Consider the following 19,689-nt stretch of genomic DNA (forward strand, 5'->3'; position numbering starts at 1 on the left):
AAAGAAAGTAACAGACCATGAATGAGCATGAAACGACAGGTCAGAAGATCGCACGGTCCCTGATTGCGAACGGCGTCGATACGGTCTTTGGTATTCCCGGCGCACATATGTATGACTTCAATGACGCGCTCTATGAATACCGGGACAAGCTTCGTTTTATCCATACGCGCCACGAACAAGGCGCTGGTTACATGGCCTATGGTTATGCCAAGTCCTCTGGGCGAACCGGCGTCTATACCGTTGTCCCTGGCCCCGGCGTTCTCAATTCGGGCGCAGCGCTTTGCACAGCCTATGGCGCCAATGCTCCCGTCTTTTGTATCACCGGCAACATCATGGCAGACCTGATCGGTCGTGGCCGTGGACAATTGCATGAGTTACCGGATCAATTGGCTACGCTTCGTGGCCTGACAAAAGTGGCGGAACGCATCGAACACCCGTCCTCAACCTATAACGTGATGGCAGGCCTGTTCACACAGATGTCGTCCGGACGGCAGCGACCTGTTGCGGTTGAAGCCCCGTGGGACGTCTTTGGCCAGAAGGGACTGATTGCTTCTCCCCTGGTTGGCGAGCCGCTGGCGCCACCGCCGGTCGATCCCGACAGCATCGAAGCCGCCGTCAAACTGATTGCTGCGGCGAAGAACTCTCTCATCATGGTTGGCGGTGGTGCTGTCGACGCAGCTGCCGAAATCAAGGCACTGTCGGAGGCGATACAAGCGCCAGTCACCGCGCACCGTTCAGGCAAGGGTATCGTACCGGACGATGATCCTTACGCTTTCAACTCGGTTGCTGGTTTCGACTATTGGAAAGATTGCGATCTTCTCATCGGTATTGGCAGCCGTCTCGAACTGCAATTCATGCGCTGGCGCTGGATGCCCAAAGGCATCAAAGTCATTCGTATTGATATCGATGCGACAGAAATGGTTCGCCTCAAGCCTGATGTTGCAATTGTGGCCGATGCCGCAGAAGCAACGCTTGCGCTTACGAATGCTGTCAACCCGACCAGTCAGGATCGTACGGCAGAGTTCAGCGAGAGAAAACTACAAGCGCGTGAGGCATTCTCCAGCGTTCAACCGCAAATGGCCTATCTCGACGCCATACGTGAAGTTCTGCCCCGTGATGGCTTTCTGGTGGAAGAAATCAGCCAGGTTGGTTTCACCGCGCGATTTGGCTTCCCTGTTTATGCTCCACGTCAGTATGTGACGTGTGGCTATCAGGACAATCTGGGTTTTGGATATAATACGGCGCTTGGCGTCAAAGTTGCCAACCCCGATAAGGCAGTTGTGTCGATATCCGGCGATGGTGGATTTCTGTTCGGCGTACAAGAACTCGCCACCGCCGCGCAACACGCGATCAATGTTGTCGCTGTTGTCTTCAACAACCAGTCTTATGGAAACGTGCTCCGTGACCAGCGTCAGGCCTATCAGGGACGCTACATCGGATCTAACCTTGATAACCCGGACTTCGTCAAACTTGCCGAGAGTTTTGGTGTGGCAGCATGGCGCGCTGAAAACCCCGCCGACCTGAAGAAGGCTCTGGAACAAGCGCTTCTTCTTGATGCTCCCGCACTTATCGAGGTCACCGTGGAACGCGCCTCTGAGACAAGTCCGTGGCCCTTTATTCATCCAGCCGCCCCTGCCTGATCGACGATCAGTGCGAGGGAATCGCCGCGCGATAGTGCGAGTGTTGAGACTATAGCAATAACAAGCAAAAGGCCCCCACGTCAGATGAGACGTTGGGGCCTTTCAATTCAATAGCGGATCATGACCGACTTGAGTTCCGTATAGTCATTGATGAATGCACTCCCAAACTCGCGCCCAATGCCCGATGATTTAATCCCGCCAAATGGGACTGCCGGATCAAGTATGGTGTGCATGTTGACCCAAACAGTACCTGCTTCAATGCGTGGGATCATGCGTAGCGCTTTGGAAAGATCCTCCGTCCACAGACTGGCAGAAAGTCCAAATGGCGTATCATTCATCAGTTCCAGCAGCTCTTCTTCATCGTCATAGGCGAAGAACGTGCCGATTGGACCAAAGGTCTCTTCCCGGATCAGCGCTGCGTCAGGCTTATCAACGCGAATGACCGTCGGCTCAACATAAAAACCTGGACGATCAAGAACCTTGCCACCACAGATAATCTGCGCGTCTTGAGAACGGGCTTGCTCGAAGAAACCGGCGATTTTCTCAAGGTGAGGCTTATTGGACAGTGGGCCGAACTGGGCATCTTCATCCAAGGGATTGCCGACATTCAGACCGGAAATCCGGACCGAGAGCTTTTCCAAAATTTCATCCATACGCGAGCGATGCACATAAAAGCGTTCACCAGCCGCGCAGATCTGCCCCTGATGGATGAAGCCCGCTTCGAAAATGCCATTTACGGCCTTGTCAGCATCGACATCGCGCAAGAAGCCAACAGCGTTCTTGCCGCCTAGCTCCAGCGTCGCGCGGGTGAGTTTCGCATCGAATGCACTCTTGCCAACGGCAATACCCGTCGGCACCGACCCGGTGAAGCTGACCTTGTTGGTTCCCGGATGAGCAATCAAGGCGGCTCCAACCTTGCCGGTACCCGTAACAACATTCAGAACCCCGTCAGGCACACCGGCTTCCTTCGCGATCTCCGCAATACGAAGCATAGTCAGCGGCGTAAACTCCGACGGCTTGATAATCGATGTGCAACCAGTCGCCAGTGCGGATGCAAATTTCCAGACTGCAATCAGGATCGAGAAATTCCACGGTACAATACCAACGACCACACCAACAGGCTGACGAAGGGTATAAGCCGTGTACTGCTCACCATTGAACGAAGGCAGCGATGGTTGAATGGTCTCACCGGTAATCTTGGTAGCCCATCCTGCATAATAGCGCAGGAATGCCGCCGCCGCATCAACTTCAAACCCGCGCGATATCTGGATGAGTTTGCCCGACTGAAGGGTCTCAATCTGTGCAAGTTCCTCGCGGTACTTGCCAAAAAGATCGGCAAGCCGCAGCAAAATATTCGCGCGTTCCGCAGGGCTTGTCCTGGCCCACACGCCCTTGAAAGCGCTGCGCGACGACTGAACGGCCTTGTCCACGTCCTCATCAGAGGCATCCGCGATCGATGCGAAAATCCGACCATTCGCCGGGTTGGTGATGCTGATCCGTCCTGTGGTCGTTGCAGGCGTCGCGACGCCATCAATAAACAAACCATGCTCGCGGCCGATAAACGCTTCCACCTCGGGCAGAAGAGAAACAATGCTCATTGCAAACCTCAAATGTGAAGGGATAAAATTGACTTCGGGTTTTCCTGTGTTGGAAACGCTTAACGCAGCCACAATCAGAGAATGATGCTGTAGATATTTAAACCTATTGCGCTGACTAAGACGCCAGCACGGCATGCTCTCGCTATCGCGCCTCTGTGAGTTTCCCCGCTTCCGATTGAAGCTTGGTCATCAAGCGATCCAACTGAAACGCTATCCAGTCATGAACATTCTGGTTCCTCCACCCATTTATTTAACATGTTTATTATTTTGGCATTTGGCTTCTGAGTCAACCGATAGCGCAGCATTTCGGCAAGTAAGGGATACTTTTATGCGGGCGATGGTAACTGGCCTATAATCCGAGCTTGCGTAATCAGAAGGAAATGGTGGCAATGCTGTTGAATTCTGGTTCAGATACGTGGGGATGCTCCACCAGTTCTTACTGGCATCTATTTGCCTGATATTATTAAATAAATATCCAAAATGCATGGCCTTTGGCATCTATTATGTCTCTCGGAAAAATTCGCGCATTCAAGGTGACGTTACCGCTTGAAATCATGACAATTTTGATGCGTATAAGAATTGAGCCCAGCTATCGTATCTCGTTGAAAAGAGCCGGATAATGAAAATGAAAACCAGTGAATGGCAACCGGTATATCTGTCCGGATCGCAAAGCTTTGAGCTCTACTCAAAGCACACTGGTGAGTCATACAGAGTTCTGGTGCGTGTTCCAAACTATCCTGCTCCGGAAAGTGGATATCCGGTTTTGTGGATGCTGGATGCCGAAAGAAGTTTTCCGCTGACCTACAGTCGGCCCACACGCAACTTTACAGCAGGCTCGCCGGTCGATGGTGCGGAAACAGCCGATGGCCTGATCATCGCAATAGGTTTTCCGGGCGGCCCGCTCCGCAACCCCGCAGCGCGCGCGCGCAACTACACCCCCATACCGGACGGTGAGACAGACGATCGTGTTTCCGATGAGTTCGGTAATGCTTCTGACTTCCTGTCTTTCATTGTCGAAGAATTGCGTCCCCTTCTGGCAGCAAAATTCCCATTCGATCTCACACGACAAACACTCTTCGGGCATTCCTATGGCGGGCTTTTTGCCATCCATGTTTTGTTGAACCATCCCGGTCATTTCCAGCGTTATTGGGCCGCAAGTCCTTCGCTATGGTTCAGTGAGACGATGATGCTCCGCCGTCTCCGCGCACTCCCAGCAATCACTGCGTGTGAAAAGCTGGTCATTACGGTCGGCCAGGACGAGCAATATGCCTCGCAACCCCTGAACGACCAGCGGCAGGCGCATCTGGACAGACGCGCAATGGTAGACAACATCACCGAGGCGGCACAGAGGATTGCGGAAGCAAACCCGTATCTTGAGATGCAATTGATCATTGCCAAGGATCACGATCATTTCGATATGTTGATGCACGGCGTACGACGCGTGCAACTGCTTGCCTTCAGCTAAGAAGGCGCCTTCACGTAAAAGAAGAAAAGCCCGGAACCAACGTTTCGGGCTTTTTATATTGGTATTTGTATCCGTTGCTTAGAACGTCGTTCCCAACTTGAACGAAACACTGCGCGGCTCGCCATAGAAGTTGAAGACAGATGTTCCACCAACGCGTTCGTAATATTTCTTGTCGAACACATTGTTGACGGCAAGGGTGGCGGTCACATGTTCATTGAACTTGTAACCCGCTTGTAAGTCGACCACACCATAGCCCGGCGCCTCAATTGTCGTCGCACCACCAGCGGCAGTTCTTGAAATATTCTTGAATGACGAGAATACCTTAACGCCACCGCCAACGAAAATGCCATCTGTCCAGTCACCACGACCGTTAAATGTATACTTGGTGAACAGCTGTAGCATATGTTCCGGCGTATAGAATTCCGAACCGGCAGCGCGCTGCGTATCCTCATACACGGTGTCGGTATAGGTATAGCCGGCAGTTACCTCCCAATAAGGCAGGACTTCGCCGTTGACTTCGAATTCGACGCCCTTCAGATGCGCCTTGCCCAGCGCGAGATAGTCGCTGGTATTGCTTGGATCAGCGACAGCGCGGTTCTTGTCGGTCAGATCGAACCAGGCGAGCGAAGCGTTGATATTATCGGTCAGATCAGCCTTCAAGCCTATTTCAAACTGACGCCCGGTGCGCGGATCGATGATCGAGCCGTTTGCGTCCGTAACCGATTGCGGCTGGAATATTTCCGTGTAACTGCCATAGGCCGAAAGCCAATCCGTCAGGTCGTAAACCACACCGCCATAAGGTGTGAACTCACCATCGATCTTGACTTCATCGCCGCTTGACTGACCATCATACCAGCTGAAACGACCACCACCGATCAAGGTCAGTTTATCAACAGGCTTGATGCGCCACTGACCATAAACGCCATATTGATCGGTTTCGGTCTTGGTCGGGCTACCATATTTTACCGTTGGCTCGGCAAGATGGGTGTTCCAGTTATACAAGCTCTGAGCGCCAGAGATCACACCTGTGGCCGAATAAAGCGTGTCTTTGCTACCGCGATAATCGACACCACCAATGATGTTGTTTTCCAGACCGAACATTTCGAACGGGCGGCTGATATGCGCGTCGAGCGAAACCGAATCTTGCTGATAGTCACGTGCCAACCAGCGCGTGCCACTGCTGACGATGCCCGACGTATTAGCCGCACCTGCGGCATAGGCATAGAGGAAATTCGTGTCGACGCGCGAATAGAGTGCCGACACTTTGACATGCCCGCCATCGTCGAAACGGTGTTCGATTTCACCAATATACTGAGTGACATTGCTTTCGAAATTGTTCCAATCCGCACCGGTAAATGTGGATCGGTCGAGATCGAGCAATGTTCCATCCGAGAGCGTCGGAAGACCATTAAACGGTGTGATGTTACGTTCGGTATGGTTGATGCTGAAGGTTGCGGTCGTATTTTCATTCAGGTCGGCCTGAATGGTGCCGTACAGCACGCCAACCTTGTTGTCATTGTCATCCACCCAGCTATCCTTGGCCGACAGCACGCCGACGAGACGGCCACGGACATTGCCAGATGGGGTCAACCGGCCGGTGACATCCCCTTCGATGCGCTTGCCGCTCCATGAATCGAAGATCGTATTGGCGCTTGCCTTGAATTCATCGGAAGCCTGCTTGAGACGCATGTTGATTGCGCCTGCAGGCTCGCCGGTTCCGCCGAAGAGACCCGATGGGCCACGTAGAATTTCAATATGGTCAACCACCGCCATATCGGGCTGTGTGCCGTAGATCGACTGAATCGGCGTCGAAAGACCGTTCATATAGATCGTATCGAATTCGAAACCGCGCGAATAGATGCTGGAACGACCATCATCATTCGTCAGAACGACGACTCCTGGCGTTTTGCGCATTGCCGTATCGAGCGATGTGAAATTACCGTCGTCAAGACGCTCGCGAGTCAGAACAGTCGTGGATTGGGGGACTTCGCGCAGCGGGCGCGTATCCTTGTCGCCAACGCTGATCATCTTGGTCGCGTAACTGCCTGTCCCTTCGGTCTCGTAACTGGCGCCTTCGATCACAACCGGCGCAAGAACCGTCGTACCGGCTGCCTGTTCGGCCTTGACTGCGTTCTGTGCTGCTTCCTGAGCTGTGTCCTGAGCATGCGCGCCAAACGCCAACCCCGCCAACATGGTCGTTCCCAGCAATACACGCATCAGTTGGGCGACACGGTACTTATTTCCGATTGTTTCCGTCTTCATTTCAACACCCCCAAGCGCCGCAGAGACTGCCTTCCCCAAATCGGGTCGGACTGAAAATCGCTCTCGCATCCGCTAATCTTGACTGTAACTTTCATATATTCCTATAAGAGGTCAAGCGGGGCTCCGCTTACGTTTGCCACGCATAAACTTATGCAGGAGACCGGTGTGAACAGCACAATCGGCGTTTTTCCGTCAGCGGAAGCACGTAAGACACCTACTCTGACGCGACACGCCTTGCGCAAGCGCGGTGTCCGCTTTCTCGATACGGGTGACCAGACGGAAGCGGTTGTCGGCTGCGGCGTTGTGGGCAAAGTGCGGATGGATTGCGGCGTCTATGCCAATTTCGGTCGTCGCATGCAGCTCGAAGACCTCGAAATGGAGCTTGAACTCGACGCGCGCGTCTGCATCAATATTTTTCTTGAAGGCTATGTCGAAGCCTCGTTGAACGGCACACCATTGCCCATGCCCAAACGCACTGCAAAAGGGCGGTGGCAGTCTTCCGCAGTTATCGTCTCCAACGAAAAAGGTGCCCGTTTACGCCGACGCGCCCGAAAGGGACAGTATCTGGACAAGATGGTCATCGGCATGTCGCGCGAATGGCTGCAGCGTTGGAATGATAATAAGGAAGTATCGGCGGGGTTCAGAGCACTGCTCAGTGGAGAAACTGGCTTCTGGCAATGGAACCCGGGGCCGAAAGTCGAATTTTTGGCCCGTCAGATGTTCGATGTCGCCGTGCGTAAACCGCCGTTTGCCGGGCTTCTCCTGGAAAGCAACACGCTTGCCATCATTGCAGAAGCATTGACCACGACATTCAGCAATCGCAGTGAAGCGGTTGCCCAATCCAGCGATCTTACTGTGCTTGAACAGCAACGCCTTTATGCTTTGATACAGTATATCGACAGGCATACCGCCCATGATCATCTGTCGGCGGCAGACATGTCAGGAGCGCTGGGAATGAGCCAGGCGACACTTCAGCGGCTGGTGCGCAAGGGTCATCATTGTTCGCTGAACGAGTTCATCCGCTACCGATGGCTGGACGAGGCGCATGAAGCATTGCTATTCAGCAACCATACCATTTCTGACATCGCGTTCGATGCCGGATATATCCATCTGCCAAACTTCACCAATGCCTTTAAAAAGCGTTTTGGTTATCCACCATCCGCGTTGCGCAAACAGGCAACTGCTCCCGCTCCGTGAAACGCAGCCTAATCCCGACAATCGAGATTTTGTGATAGCCAAACAAAGAAAATCGGGATTTTGGACTTCCCCCGAGACATGCCGCCAATTTAATAGGGATCGAACAGTTCGATCTTTTCCGGAGATTTTCAAAATGAAAATTGCTGATATCCGCCAGCTACTCGCGCTGTTGATCGCGCTGTGCTTCATGGTGCTTGCACCGATCAGCATTGCCCGGGCAGATGAAGGCTGGCCGCGAACCTTCATCAACGCGGACGGCAGCACGACCATCATACCGAAAAAACCGGAACGCATTCTCTCCACATCTGTATCAACCACCGGCACGCTTCTTGCCATTGGCGCGCCCGTTGTTGCCAGCGCTTCTGCTGCAAACGGCAAGTTTTTCGCACAATGGGATGCGGTCGCCAAGGAACGCGGCGTGGAAAATGCCTGGCCCGCAGGCGCGGTAGATCTAGAAACCGTCTATGCCACACAGCCTGACTTGATCATCGTAGCAGTCAGTGGGGCCGGATCGGCGAAGGATCAACTTGCAGCATTCCGTGAGATCGCGCCAACCATTCTTGTCGATGACGGCAGCGAAACATGGCAGGCACTCGCCGAAACACTCGGCAAAGCAGCAGGATTGGAAAAGGACGCCGCTACAACCATTGCCGATTTCGACGCCTATGTCGCCGCAGCCAAGGCAAAGATCAAAGTGCCGGATGGCATGGCCAATATCATCAGCTTCAACGGGTCAGGACAGGCCAATCCCATTGCTCGCATCGGCGGCCCTCATGCCTCCCTGCTGGCATCACTCGGATTTGCAATCGAAGACCCCAACCCGGCCTGGCATACACAAGCCGAAAGCCGGGGAGACTTCGTTTGGGCTCCTTATGAAAACCTCATCGACTTGAAGTCGAACGTCACATTTCTCCTGCGCGTGAATGATACAGGTGCCGCCACTTTCCTGAATGACCCCTTTCTTGCCAATGTGCCATCGGTTAAAAGCCGTCAGGTTTACGGTCTCGGCGTCAATTCATTTCGCATCGACAATTACAGCGCACGACAGATCGTCGACGACATCGTGAAGAAGTTCGGAGCCTGATTTTTTGAAAGCAGACTGCGCCAGAAGTGGAGCCGGGGCCACGATGGAACGACGCCATTCGGAGGCGGGCCGTCGTCTGGCTGTTCTTCTGGGGTTGTTCGTACTTCTGGTGGCCTGCGCCTTGTTCGGCTTCACAATAGGTACGCGTCCGGTGACGCTTACAACAACATGGGACTCCCTGTTCCACTTCGACCCGCAGTCGAGTGACCATCTCCTTGTGCGCAATCTGCGTATACCGCGCACTTTGCTGGCGATTATCGTCGGCGCTGCACTGGGCGTGGCGGGAACAGTCATGCAGGCGCTGACACGCAATCCGCTGTCTGATCCCGGCATATTGGGCATCAATGCCGGCGCATCAGTGGCAATCGTCATTGCGATCACGCTTCTTGGCTTCAGCGATGTAACTTTCTATATGGCATTCGGTGTCATCGGCGCCGGACTCGCCGGAACTGCGGTTTATCTGCTCGGCAATGTTGGCGCAAAAGACAGTCAGTTGCGCGTTGTTCTCGCGGGGGCCGCGGTCTCTGTTGTCCTGATGTCGATTGCCCAGATCGTGCTCATCAACAGCGCGGATCAAGTCTTCGATCAATACCGCAACTGGTCGGTCGGCTCACTGCAAGGACGCGGCTATTCCGTCTTTCTTCCGGTCGGCGGTCTCACGCTCATTGGCCTGGCTCTGGCATTTTCACTCGCAAGCGCCCTGGACACGGCGGCACTCGGCAGCGACCTGAGCAAGGCCTTGGGCGCCAATCCAGTCCGGGTCTGGAGCCTTGCTGCAATCTCCATCATATTTCTATCAGGGGCAGCAACCGCCGCCGCCGGTCCTATCGCCTTTGTCGGTCTGACGGCTCCGCATATCGCCCGGCTTCTCGCCGGTCCGGGCCATCGCTGGCTCCTGCCCTATTCGATGGTTGTCGCCGCCATTCTGGTTACGATTGCCGATACACTCGGCCGCATTATCGCACCTCCCGGCGAGGTCAGCGTCGGCATCATGATCGGTCTTTTCGGCGGACCATTCTTCATCCTGCTCGTCAGGCGAAATCGCATGTCCCAACTATGAAACAGCCACGTTTCACACGCTCGAACGAATGGATCTGGCGCAGCCGCAGCCTGTCTTTTAGCCTAAAGCCGCGCTTCGTTGTCTGTATGCTGTTGTTGACAGTTCTGATCACTGTTGCTGGCCTCTTCACAATGACGATCGGCAAGGTCCACATTCCCGTAAAAACAGCGGTTTCAATCCTGTTCAGTCACAGTGATGCAAGCGCCATGCAGCAGCAGATTCTGCTCAATTTGCGCCTCCCACGCACATTGACGGCCATCTTTACCGGCGCAGCTCTCGGCGTTTCAGGCGCCATATTCCAATCGGTATCGCGCAACCCGCTGGGATCACCGGATATCATCGGCTTCACCATGGGCGCAGCCACGGGGGCCTTGCTGCAAATCGTTTTCATGGGTGGCGGCCCGCTCGCAGTCGCTGTCTCGGCAGTCGCTGGCGGTATCATAACCGCAGGGATCGTCTATCTTCTATCGTTCAAAAACGGCACCACAAGCGGCTACCGGCTGGTTCTGATTGGTATCGGCGCTGGCGCTACTCTGAGTGCCCTCAACGGGCTCATGCTTGTTAAAGGCGATCTGGACAACGCGATCACTGCAAATCTCTGGTTGGCCGGGTCTTTGAACGGTCGCACATGGCAGCATGTCTTGCCCCTCATGGCTGGCTGCCTTCTTATTATCCCGCTCATCAGCCTTTTCGCCACGCGACTAACCATGATGGAAATGGGCGACGACCAGGCACGGCAATTGGGGATCGGGGTCGAACGAACCCGGCTCGCGATGATCTTATGTGCAGTTTTGCTGGCGGGACTCGCAACAGCCGCAGCGGGACCAATTGCATTCATAGCCCTTGCCGCGCCACAACTGGTCAGCCGACTGACGAGGATAAATGGGATTCCAATCATCAGCGCCGCGCTGATGGGGGCTTGTCTACTCATTGCTGCAGATCTTTTGATCCAGCTTGCGGCTTTCCGTCTCGTCCTTCCAGTGGGCCGTGTGACCGGCCTTGTGGGCGGGCTCTATCTCATCTGGTACCTGACACGATCCCGACGGATTTAATCATCTCTCGCATCGTCCAACGGAACCACCATGGGATCACCGGTTATCGGATCGTCAATAACCACACAAGGCAGGCCAAAAACCGTTTCCACCAGTTCCGCAGTCATGATGTCGCGCGGATTGCCCTCGGCAACGATATGTCCTTGCCGCATGGCAACGATATGGTCGGCATAACGGCACGCCTGATTGAGATCATGCAGAACAGCCACGATCGTATTGCCCTGTTTGCGATTAAGATTACGCAGCAGGTTCAGGAGTTCGATCTGATGCGAGATGTCGAGAAACGTCGTTGGTTCATCAAGCAGAAGCAACGGCGTTTCCTGCGCCAGAACCATCGCTATCCAGACGCGCTGGCGCTGTCCGCCGGACAATTCATCTACGGCCCGCGCAGCGAGATCGTCGACCCGAGCCGTTTGCATCGCCCAATTGACCGCTTTGTCGTCCGCCTCAGTCCAGCGTTGCAAGAAAGTCTGATGCGGATAACGTCCGCGGGCAACGAGGTCGGCAACCGCAATTCCATTCGGAGCAATGGAACTCTGCGGCAGAAGCCCCAAAATACGTGCAACTTCACGGGCAGGAACACGCTCTATCTGCTTGCCATCCAGTATCACCGAACCCTTGTCCGGCCTGATAATTCGGGCGAGCGTACGCAACAGCGTTGACTTGCCACAGGCATTAGGTCCGACGATGACTGTGAACTTTCCATCAGGAACACGCAACGACAAATCCTCGATGATCTGTCTGTCGCCATAGGAAACATCGATATTCAGTGCTTCAAGTCGATCAGATGAGGACTGTGTTGTGGGAGCTTCAGACATTGATGCGACGGTTTCCGGATTATCTCGCCAGTTGACAGGATGCATTTAGAATTTGGTAGTGAGTTGATCGCTACAGCACTATGATGCCGATTGAAATACCATCGCTCTTCGTATTGCCCGAACAAAATATTGATTAAAAGGCTATCTGAAATTGACCTTTGGCAATTCTGAGCGGCCACAATGAGGCCTAATCTGGAATGTCCGGTATGGGTCGCTTGCCGACGACAGCCGACTTCGCGGTGCTAGACCAGAAAAATCGTACATTCAGATCAAGGGCATAACAACAACCCGCTCCGAAGGAGACCTGCTTCGATCAGGGCTGTATCTTTAACAATCGGGACACCTGCAGCCCACACATCTGCGACGTGCTGTCGCTAAAAGTGATGACTGACAAGCGCTGCACCCAATCCCATCAGAATGGTGCCGCAAGTCTTTGGCACGAGCCAACCCGATCTATCGCTGTTGAACCGACCAAAAGCGAATGAGGCGACAGCCACCGCCGCAACATCGGCTATTGAGAAAATCAGGTTCACCACAACGCCCAGAACAAGGAACTGGAGCCAGAGTGGGATTTCGGCTGTCGGTTGTACAAATTGCGGGAGAAAGGTCACAAAAAATAGCGCTGTCTTGGGATTGAGAACCTCGACAACGATACTATCCCGAAATGTCTTTGATACCGGGCTGCTGGCATGATCGCTCGCCTTGTTCCAATCAAAGAATATGACGAGCCCCAGCCAGATAAGATAAGCAGCGCCGGCAAATCTGATGATCACATAAACGGTCGGGGCATGCTCTATCAACGAGGCAAGACCGATCGTAGCCGCCGCAATGTGGACATAGCAGCCAAGATGAACGCCGAGAGCAGCCATCAGACCAGCATTGCGACCGTGTGCAAGGGTTTGCGCAGTCATGTAAAGTATTGCAGGCCCAGGTATACATGCAAATGTCAGCGTTGCGACGGCAAACGATATCAATAACTCCAGCGACATCATGATGGTTCCTCCCCCATCGACAAAACGCTGAGAGATTTAGGCTTCGCTGAAGTAGAATGATATACGGCAGGTGCCGTATTTAAGCGGTGGTCATACTTGGATAGCGTGCTGTTGGTTAACGTTTTTCAATGCTCGAAGCGGTCTTCTGCCGCGATGCGAGAACTTATTGTCCAATTCAAAATATTGTAAAATTCGGACGCAGGTTAAAGCGCTAGTGGTCTCTATGTTTCCAGCATTTGCTCAGCGCTTGAACCGAGGGATGCAAATGTTGGAAACAGACCATTAATTGGCTTTAGGTGCGGTGAATGCGGGAAGCGGGTAAGTTTCTCCCAAAACAATCCCGGCTTCTCGCAAAACTGCCTCTGGCGCCGCAAATGGCTTGTGAATCCAGCGGTCCGGCAGTGCGGCGATCTCGGGCACCCATTTGCGTACATAGACGCCGTGGGTATCGAACTTGTCGCCCTGCAAGACCGGATTAAACACACGGAAGTAAGGCGCGGCATCCATGCCACAACCAGCTACCCACTGCCAGCTCCCCGGATTGCTGGCGATATCCGCGTCCACCAAGGTATCCCAGAACCATTTCTCGCCCTCACGCCAGTCGATCTGCATGTTCTTGCTTAAAACCGAAGCCACCAGCATTCTCACACGGTTGTGCATCCAGCCTGTCGCCCAAAGCTGACGCATGCCGGCATCAATCAACGGGATACCGGTTTTGCCCGTCTTCCAGACATCAAACGTCTCTGAATTGTTGTGCCAACGGATATCAGCCAATGTGTCGCGCATGTCGTTTTCAGCAATATCAGGACGATAATAGAGCTGATGATAATGGAAATCGCGCCAGATCAGCTCAGAAAGAAATTTTTCACCGCCAGCTTGGGTGCTTTGATCCTGATCCATGAGCGAAAGCGTAGCATGCCATGCTTGTCGTGGACTCATTTCGCCAAAGCGAAGATGGGGCGACAGTTTTGATGTGCCTTCAAGGTCGGGACGATCGCGATCCCCGGCATAGTTGCGAATAGTTGCATCAAAGAAATGATATAGCTGGTCAATGGCAGCCGCTTCACCTATCTGCCAAAGACCGCTCATCTTTCTTGACCAGATTGCCTCTTTGTAGATTTGTCGCTTGGGCTTGTGTTTGACGGTCGATGGCTCAACCCTCCGGTCTTGTGAGGGTAGTGGTTTGCTCACGCCGTGCCTGCGAAGCGATTTGGCATATGGTGTAAAAACTTGATAAGAACCGCCGTTGCCGGTTTTAATCTTCCACGGTTCCGCCAGCAGATTGCCCGCGAAGGACTCCACATGCAATCCTTTGTCCTTTAAAATGGATTTGATGAGCGCATCGACTTCTCGTTCCTGAGGAGCATAACGGCGGTTCCAGAAAACGATATCAAAACCGTTTTCCTCGATTAACTGTTCAATGATATTGAGCGCTTCGCCATCGGCAACAATCAATTCGACATTTCGTTCGTTGAGGCTTTTCTCGAGCAAATTCAAGCTCTGCTCCAACCACCAACGGACGGCACCGCCGGGTGCACGCAATTGTGGGTTGGCTTCATGTACGAAAAGGGCCGTGACCGTGCCCCCCAGCTTAGACGCGGCATGAAGGGCAGGATTGTCAGCAAGGCGCAGATCGTTGCGCAACCAGACAAGCGCTTTCGCGGTCATTCAATAACCCTTGGTTTATGTGTTGCAGAACGTATTTTCGGACGCGCAGATGCCACGATATTCATGTCGAGTCCTTTGATCTTCCCTTGCCTTTCCGCGGCCCGAGAAAAAATGCATTGACGCGATGTTGCAGGGCGCGGAATTTTTCACCGCGCGATTTCAGCATGTGCTCTTCAAGCGGGGGAATGCCGGAGACATGCACCAGCAGCCAATACATCTGGATCGGAGCAAGCAGCGACAGCCAGCTCCATGACGATGCGGTGATTGCCATCAGCGGCCACGCACACCAGAACAGCCATTCAAAGAAGTAGTTTGGATGTCTGGAATAGGCCCAAAAGCCGGTTTCACAAATTTCAGTTTTGGCTTCTAAGGTTTTGCGAAACTTAGCAAGCTGCGCGTCAGATAGCGCTTCCCCCGTCAGCGCTATGACGACGATTGCAATCCCGACCATATCCCAGAAATATGGGAAATCGGGGCGACTTACAGCTGCGATATAGACTACCAGAACCAGAATGAAGGCTGCGAGAGCCTGTATCTGCAAAAACCAAAGGAGGCGAACGGAAGCGTTTTCGCCCCATTCTTTTATCAGCCTTGCATAACGAGGGTCTTCACCATGGCCCATGCTGCGCTTGGCGATGTGAATGCCAAGGCGAAGCGACCATGCCAGAATGAGAATCAGTATCGCTGAACGTCGTTGCCAGGTCGCATCTGCAAGCATGACGGCTATGATTGAGCCCACCCCCACCGAAAACGACCAGATGGCATCGATCCAGCCGCTTTTGTCGGTCTTTCTTTCAAGCGCCCAGGCAAATGCCATGATGGCAGACAGACTAATGGCAACAATTAAAAGCAGACCGGGTTGCATGGCGGACCTTTAGTGGAGAGCTCGCTTTTCCTTATGCAATACGTTCCGTTTGACCGGTTGGTTTCTTAAGCGACGCAAAAAAATTAAAAAAATAAGTCGCCGATTGAACCAAACTTCTTCTCAAAACGTATAACGATGAAAATGCAGCACACACGCAGCTCAACGTGCGGTGAAGAGAGGGACTATGGATATCACGAACAGTCCGGGCAGCCCTAAACGTCTCAACGTCGCGATTATCGGGAGCGGGATTTCCGGATTGTCTGCTGCATGGCTGCTTTCGCAAAGCCACGATGTGACTTTATTTGAAGCATCGGACCGCATCGGCGGCCATAGTAACACTGTCGAATTTGAGAGCGGTCACGGTCCTGTGGCCGTCGATACCGGGTTCATTGTCTATAATGAAGTGACCTATCCCAATCTGACTGCCCTGTTTCGCGCGCTTGACGTTCCAACCGCCGCGTCGAACATGTCGTTTGCTGTTTCAGTCGGAAATGGCGCTTACGAATATTCCGGCGGTACCGGCCTCGGCCTCTTTGCCCAGCGCTCCAATCTGGTCAGCCCGCGCTTCTGGTCGATGATCCGCGATCTCTTGCGATTTTATCGCAATGCACCCAAAGACCTGAGTATCATGGGCGGTATTTCGCTCGATGATTATCTTGCACGCAATGGTTATGGCCGGGCTTTTCGTGAAGATCATCTTTATCCGATGGCGGCAGCGATCTGGTCCACCCCTGCCATGAAAGTGGGGCAATATCCGGCTGCAAGCTTCGTCCGCTTCTGCTGCAACCACGGTCTTCTTGCTCTTCGTGACAGACCAATCTGGCGCACGGTAACCGGCGGCAGTCGGGAATATGTAAGGCGGATCACCAAGCCCTATGCAGACCGGATCAGGCTCTCAACACCGATCAAATCCGTGCGACGTTCCGAGCATTCTGTCGAGTTGATCGACGGAAACGGCATTCCCCATATGTTCGACGATGTTGTGATTGCCACGCATGCGGATCAGGCTTTGCGCATGTTGGCCGATCCGAGCGCGGATGAAAGCCGTATTCTCGGCGCGTTTCAATATTCACGTAATGAAGCGGTTTTGCACAGCGATGCGTTGCTGATGCCCAAACGCCGCGCGGCGTGGTCGAGCTGGAATTACCTTACCAATGCGGCCACTGGCCCGACGCAGCCATCCATCACTTACTGGATGAACCGCCTGCAACCGTTGGGCAATGCGCCTGAGACTTTTGTTACGCTCAATCCTTGTCGTGCACCGTGCGAGGAACTGGTGATCCGTCGCGAGATTTATGAACATCCGATTTTCGACATGGCGACAGATCGTGCGCAGAAGGAAATCTGGTCATTGCAAGGGCGCCGCCGAACATGGTTTTGCGGCGCGCATTTCGGCTCGGGCTTTCATGAGGACGGGCTTCAGGCCGGTCTTGCCGTGGCAGAAGATCTGGGCGGTCTGCGCCGCCCATGGCAGGTCGAGCCGGAAAGTGGGCGCATCGTTCGCCAGACTTTGCATATCCGGGAAAGAGCGCTGGCATGAGCAAAGGCTTCCACTCGGCACTGTTTCCCGGTCATGTGACCCATGCGCGTTTGCGACCGAAGGTTCACAAACTGGCCTATAGAATCTACTCGCTCCTGCTTGATCTGGACGAGCTGGAAGCCCTTGATCGCAAGTTGAAACTGTTTTCTCTCGACCGTTTCAATCTGTTTTCTTTCTACAAAAAAGACAGAGGCGATGGATCGGCTCTGCCGCTGCGCAAGCAGGTAGAACGCGCCATGGAGGCAGCCGGAATAGTACCTGATGGCGGTGCGATCCGCCTGCTCACAATGCCGCGTATTGCGGGCTGGGCTTTCAACCCGCTCAGTGTTTTCTTCTGCTATAATTGTGGTGGCGAACTCGTGGCGATCCTCTGGGAAGTTGACAACACTTTTCGCCAGCGCCACGGCTATATGATCCCGGTCCAGAACTGCGATAACGGACGCATCGTACAAAGCTGCGACAAGGCTTTTTACGTATCGCCCTTCATGGATATGAAGCTGCGATACGAGTTTGAAGTCACGCCACCCACAGACAGGCTTTCCATCCGCATCAACAGTTTTGATGATGAAGGCCTGCTTTTGACGGCCCGCCATCTGGCGCGACGGGTTGAGCTGAGCGACGCCGCCTTGCTACGCGCCTTTTTTTCGATTCCGTTTCTCACCTTGAAAGTGATTGGCGGCATTCACTGGGAAGCGCTGAAAATATGGTTGAAGGGTATCGGTTTACGCAAACGACCTGCAGCGCCCGAGATTTCCATCACATCTGTTCGTAACGAGACCGCCCAGCAGAGGAACAAGGCCGCATGAGCCAGCTCGACGAATATCATCAACTATCGGCGTCAAGCCGGACTGAACGACCAGCTTTCAGCCCTTCGGCTATCGTGTTGAAACGGCTGCTGAAGCAGGTCCAGCATGGGCGATTGGTACTTTCGCTGCCCGGCGGTGAGGTCATTGCCGTTAATGGTCGATTGCCCGGACCGGAAGCCAAAATTGCAATCGTCAAATGGAACAGCCTGCGTCGCCTGCTGACGGGCGGGGATATTGGCTTTGCGCAGGCCTATATCGAAGGCGAATGGACATCGCCCCATCTCACATCGGTCATCCGCTTTGCGGCGCGCAATAGCGATACGCTGACATCCACATTACGCGGATCTGGCTGGATGCGGGCGCTGAACCGTATCAGCCACCTGCTCAATGCAAACACGCGCCGCGGCAGCCGGCGCAACATCGAAGCCCACTACGATCTCGGCAATGATTTCTATGCCCGATGGCTCGACCCTTCGATGCTTTATTCATCTGCGATCTGGAACGAAACGACGCATAGCCTTGAAAGTGCGCAGGAGCAGAAGTTGCAGTATATCGCTGAAAAACTGGCGCTTGAGGGCGGCGAGAAAATTCTTGAAATCGGTTGCGGTTGGGGTGCCCTGGCGGGCTATCTCGCAAACTATCGCAATGCCCATGTGACAGGAATAACCCTGTCGCCATCGCAGCTCACCTGGGCAAAAGCCGTCGTTGAAAACGTGGGACTGAGCGATGCCGTTGACCTTCGCTTGCAGGATTACCGCGATGTTCAGGGCCAGTTCGACCGCATTGTATCAATTGAAATGTTTGAGGCTGTCGGCGAAGCCTATTGGCCGGATTATTTCGCAACCCTGAAGCGCTGTCTCAAGCCCGGCGGCAGAGCAGTCCTGCAGGTCATTTCAATAGAAGAAACGCGCTACGAAAATTATCGCCGCAAGGCCGATTTCATCCAGAAATTCATCTTTCCGGGCGGCTTTCTGCCGTCAGATAAAGTGCTTGAGCGCGACCTTGCGAAGGCCGGTCTGGTTCTAAAGGAAACCGAGCATTTCGGCCATTCCTATGCTCTTACGCTTGCCGAATGGCGTCAGCGCTTTATCGCCAACTGGCCCGAAATCGAGAAGCTTGGCTTTGACGATAAATTCCGGCGGCTTTGGGAATACTACCTTTGCTATTGCGAAGGTGGGTTCGAGGAAGGTGCAATCAATGTTGGGCTCTACACGATTGAACATGCTTAGGCTCCACACCCACTAACGGAGGAAGCGTCGATGAAATGGATACTGACGGTCGGCATGATGACGGTGTTGTTTCCCTTCTCGGCGCAGGCGGCTGAGATCAACGGTAACTGGGCGCGCGGAGATGGCAATGCGCGGGTGAGAGTTGCCGGATGCGGCAAGGATATCTGCGCGACCAATACCTGGATCAAGCCCGGAACACCAAAGGAGAAAACCGGCGACCGGCTGGTGATGAGCATCAACGAAACTGCGGACGGGCAATATTCAGGTACGGCTTTCGATCCGCAACGCAACCTGACCTACAAGATCAGCGTGAAAGTCGACGGCGACACTATGACGACCAATGGCTGCGTTCTGGCTGGCCTCCTGTGTCGCAATGTGGGCTGGACCCGCATCAAGTAAGAGAGCGAGCTATC

16 protein-coding genes are annotated in these 19,689 nt (G+C 53.8%); 10 read left to right on the forward strand and 6 right to left on the reverse strand.

What is annotated here, in order from left to right; all coding sequences use genetic code 11:
- The first annotated feature begins 17 nt into the window (after positions 1-17).
- Positions 18-1,640, forward strand: a complete 1,623-nt coding sequence (locus ACTJKP_RS08275) for a thiamine pyrophosphate-dependent enzyme (RefSeq protein ID WP_440630283.1) — start codon at positions 18-20, stop codon at positions 1,638-1,640.
- A gap of 107 nt (positions 1,641-1,747) precedes the next feature.
- Here the strand turns inward: ACTJKP_RS08275 and ACTJKP_RS08280 are convergent, their stop codons facing one another.
- Positions 1,748-3,238: an aldehyde dehydrogenase family protein gene (locus ACTJKP_RS08280; RefSeq protein ID WP_440630284.1), complete on the reverse strand. Its 1,491-nt coding sequence runs from the start codon at positions 3,236-3,238 to the stop codon at positions 1,748-1,750.
- Positions 3,239-3,857: 619 nt separating this feature from the next.
- Between ACTJKP_RS08280 and ACTJKP_RS08285 the strand changes: the two genes are divergently transcribed.
- On the forward strand, positions 3,858-4,703 hold the full coding sequence (locus tag ACTJKP_RS08285; protein ID WP_440630285.1) for an alpha/beta hydrolase: 846 nt from the start codon (positions 3,858-3,860) through the stop codon (positions 4,701-4,703).
- 78 nt (positions 4,704-4,781) lie between these two features.
- On the opposite strand, the gene ACTJKP_RS08290 is transcribed toward ACTJKP_RS08285, so the two are convergent.
- Positions 4,782-6,965: a TonB-dependent siderophore receptor gene (locus ACTJKP_RS08290; protein WP_440630286.1), complete on the reverse strand. Its 2,184-nt coding sequence runs from the start codon at positions 6,963-6,965 to the stop codon at positions 4,782-4,784.
- Between the two features lie 318 nt (positions 6,966-7,283).
- On the opposite strand from ACTJKP_RS08290, the gene ACTJKP_RS08295 reads away from it, so the two are divergent.
- The 4 genes from ACTJKP_RS08295 to ACTJKP_RS08310 all read left to right on the forward strand — a co-directional run bounded on the left by ACTJKP_RS08295 (position 7,284) and on the right by ACTJKP_RS08310 (position 11,358).
- Positions 7,284-8,162, forward strand: a complete 879-nt coding sequence (locus ACTJKP_RS08295) for a helix-turn-helix domain-containing protein (protein ID WP_440630287.1) — start codon at positions 7,284-7,286, stop codon at positions 8,160-8,162.
- 133 nt (positions 8,163-8,295) lie between these two features.
- A complete protein-coding gene (fepB, locus tag ACTJKP_RS08300) occupies positions 8,296-9,246 on the forward strand; it encodes a Fe2+-enterobactin ABC transporter substrate-binding protein (protein WP_440630288.1) in 951 nt (316 codons plus the stop codon).
- A 43-nt stretch (positions 9,247-9,289) separates the two neighbouring features.
- The gene (locus tag ACTJKP_RS08305; RefSeq protein ID WP_440630289.1) at positions 9,290-10,306 is read left to right on the forward strand and encodes a FecCD family ABC transporter permease; all 1,017 of its coding nucleotides are present in this window, start codon (positions 9,290-9,292) and stop codon (positions 10,304-10,306) included.
- On the forward strand, positions 10,303-11,358 hold the full coding sequence (locus ACTJKP_RS08310; protein ID WP_440630290.1) for a FecCD family ABC transporter permease: 1,056 nt from the start codon (positions 10,303-10,305) through the stop codon (positions 11,356-11,358). The genes ACTJKP_RS08305 and ACTJKP_RS08310 overlap by 4 nt, the downstream gene beginning before the upstream one ends.
- Here ACTJKP_RS08310 and ACTJKP_RS08315 read toward each other — a convergent pair.
- From ACTJKP_RS08315 to ACTJKP_RS08330, 4 genes are all read right to left on the reverse strand, one after another.
- Positions 11,355-12,176 (reverse strand): ABC transporter ATP-binding protein, encoded by an 822-nt coding sequence (locus tag ACTJKP_RS08315; protein WP_440630291.1) that lies wholly within the window; start codon positions 12,174-12,176, stop codon positions 11,355-11,357. The two genes, ACTJKP_RS08310 and ACTJKP_RS08315, sit on opposite strands and share 4 nt — an antisense overlap.
- Positions 12,177-12,550: 374 nt before the next feature.
- On the reverse strand, positions 12,551-13,168 hold the full coding sequence (locus ACTJKP_RS08320; protein ID WP_440630292.1) for a LysE family translocator: 618 nt from the start codon (positions 13,166-13,168) through the stop codon (positions 12,551-12,553).
- A gap of 282 nt (positions 13,169-13,450) precedes the next feature.
- A complete protein-coding gene (locus ACTJKP_RS08325) occupies positions 13,451-14,836 on the reverse strand; it encodes a cryptochrome/photolyase family protein (protein WP_440630293.1) in 1,386 nt (461 codons plus the stop codon).
- 61 nt (positions 14,837-14,897) lie between these two features.
- Positions 14,898-15,701, reverse strand: coding sequence for a DUF1295 domain-containing protein (locus ACTJKP_RS08330; RefSeq protein ID WP_440630294.1), 804 nt, complete (start codon positions 15,699-15,701; stop codon positions 14,898-14,900).
- Between the two features lie 184 nt (positions 15,702-15,885).
- Between ACTJKP_RS08330 and ACTJKP_RS08335 the strand changes: the two genes are divergently transcribed.
- Genes ACTJKP_RS08335 through ACTJKP_RS08350 form a run of 4 tightly spaced genes read left to right on the forward strand, consistent with a single transcriptional unit; the run spans position 15,886 to position 19,675 of the window.
- Positions 15,886-17,241, forward strand: coding sequence for an NAD(P)/FAD-dependent oxidoreductase (locus tag ACTJKP_RS08335; RefSeq protein ID WP_440630295.1), 1,356 nt, complete (start codon positions 15,886-15,888; stop codon positions 17,239-17,241).
- Positions 17,238-18,047, forward strand: coding sequence for a DUF1365 domain-containing protein (locus tag ACTJKP_RS08340; RefSeq protein WP_440630296.1), 810 nt, complete (start codon positions 17,238-17,240; stop codon positions 18,045-18,047). Before ACTJKP_RS08335 ends, ACTJKP_RS08340 begins: the two co-directional genes overlap by 4 nt.
- A complete protein-coding gene (locus ACTJKP_RS08345; protein ID WP_440630297.1) occupies positions 18,044-19,276 on the forward strand; it encodes a class I SAM-dependent methyltransferase in 1,233 nt (410 codons plus the stop codon). The genes ACTJKP_RS08340 and ACTJKP_RS08345 overlap by 4 nt, the downstream gene beginning before the upstream one ends.
- A 30-nt stretch (positions 19,277-19,306) precedes the next feature.
- Positions 19,307-19,675: a DUF2147 domain-containing protein gene (locus tag ACTJKP_RS08350; protein WP_113534590.1), complete on the forward strand. Its 369-nt coding sequence runs from the start codon at positions 19,307-19,309 to the stop codon at positions 19,673-19,675.
- The last annotated feature ends 14 nt before the right edge of the window (positions 19,676-19,689 follow it).

This window comes from Brucella sp. 22210 (assembly GCF_052045675.1).
Classification (GTDB): Bacteria; Pseudomonadota; Alphaproteobacteria; order Rhizobiales; family Rhizobiaceae; genus Brucella.

Bases quoted from the DNA above. Each gene is read 5' to 3' on its own strand.
- ACTJKP_RS08310 (WP_440630290.1), top strand. From the start codon at position 10,303: ATGAAACAGCCACGTTTCACACGCTCGAACGAATGGATCTGGCGCAGC.
- ACTJKP_RS08285 (WP_440630285.1), top strand. From the start codon at position 3,858: ATGAAAATGAAAACCAGTGAATGGCAACCGGTATATCTGTCCGGATCG.
- ACTJKP_RS08345 (WP_440630297.1), top strand. From the start codon at position 18,044: ATGAGCCAGCTCGACGAATATCATCAACTATCGGCGTCAAGCCGGACT.
- ACTJKP_RS08340 (WP_440630296.1), top strand. From the start codon at position 17,238: ATGAGCAAAGGCTTCCACTCGGCACTGTTTCCCGGTCATGTGACCCAT.
- fepB (WP_440630288.1), top strand. From the start codon at position 8,296: ATGAAAATTGCTGATATCCGCCAGCTACTCGCGCTGTTGATCGCGCTG.
- ACTJKP_RS08335 (WP_440630295.1), top strand. From the start codon at position 15,886: ATGGATATCACGAACAGTCCGGGCAGCCCTAAACGTCTCAACGTCGCG.
- ACTJKP_RS08330 (WP_440630294.1), bottom strand. From the start codon at position 15,701: ATGCAACCCGGTCTGCTTTTAATTGTTGCCATTAGTCTGTCTGCCATC.
- ACTJKP_RS08290 (WP_440630286.1), bottom strand. From the start codon at position 6,965: ATGAAGACGGAAACAATCGGAAATAAGTACCGTGTCGCCCAACTGATG.
- ACTJKP_RS08350 (WP_113534590.1), top strand. From the start codon at position 19,307: ATGAAATGGATACTGACGGTCGGCATGATGACGGTGTTGTTTCCCTTC.
- ACTJKP_RS08305 (WP_440630289.1), top strand. From the start codon at position 9,290: ATGGAACGACGCCATTCGGAGGCGGGCCGTCGTCTGGCTGTTCTTCTG.
- ACTJKP_RS08320 (WP_440630292.1), bottom strand. From the start codon at position 13,168: ATGATGTCGCTGGAGTTATTGATATCGTTTGCCGTCGCAACGCTGACA.
- ACTJKP_RS08315 (WP_440630291.1), bottom strand. From the start codon at position 12,176: ATGTCTGAAGCTCCCACAACACAGTCCTCATCTGATCGACTTGAAGCA.
- ACTJKP_RS08325 (WP_440630293.1), bottom strand. From the start codon at position 14,836: ATGACCGCGAAAGCGCTTGTCTGGTTGCGCAACGATCTGCGCCTTGCT.
- ACTJKP_RS08275 (WP_440630283.1), top strand. From the start codon at position 18: ATGAATGAGCATGAAACGACAGGTCAGAAGATCGCACGGTCCCTGATT.
- ACTJKP_RS08295 (WP_440630287.1), top strand. From the start codon at position 7,284: ATGGATTGCGGCGTCTATGCCAATTTCGGTCGTCGCATGCAGCTCGAA.
- ACTJKP_RS08280 (WP_440630284.1), bottom strand. From the start codon at position 3,238: ATGAGCATTGTTTCTCTTCTGCCCGAGGTGGAAGCGTTTATCGGCCGC.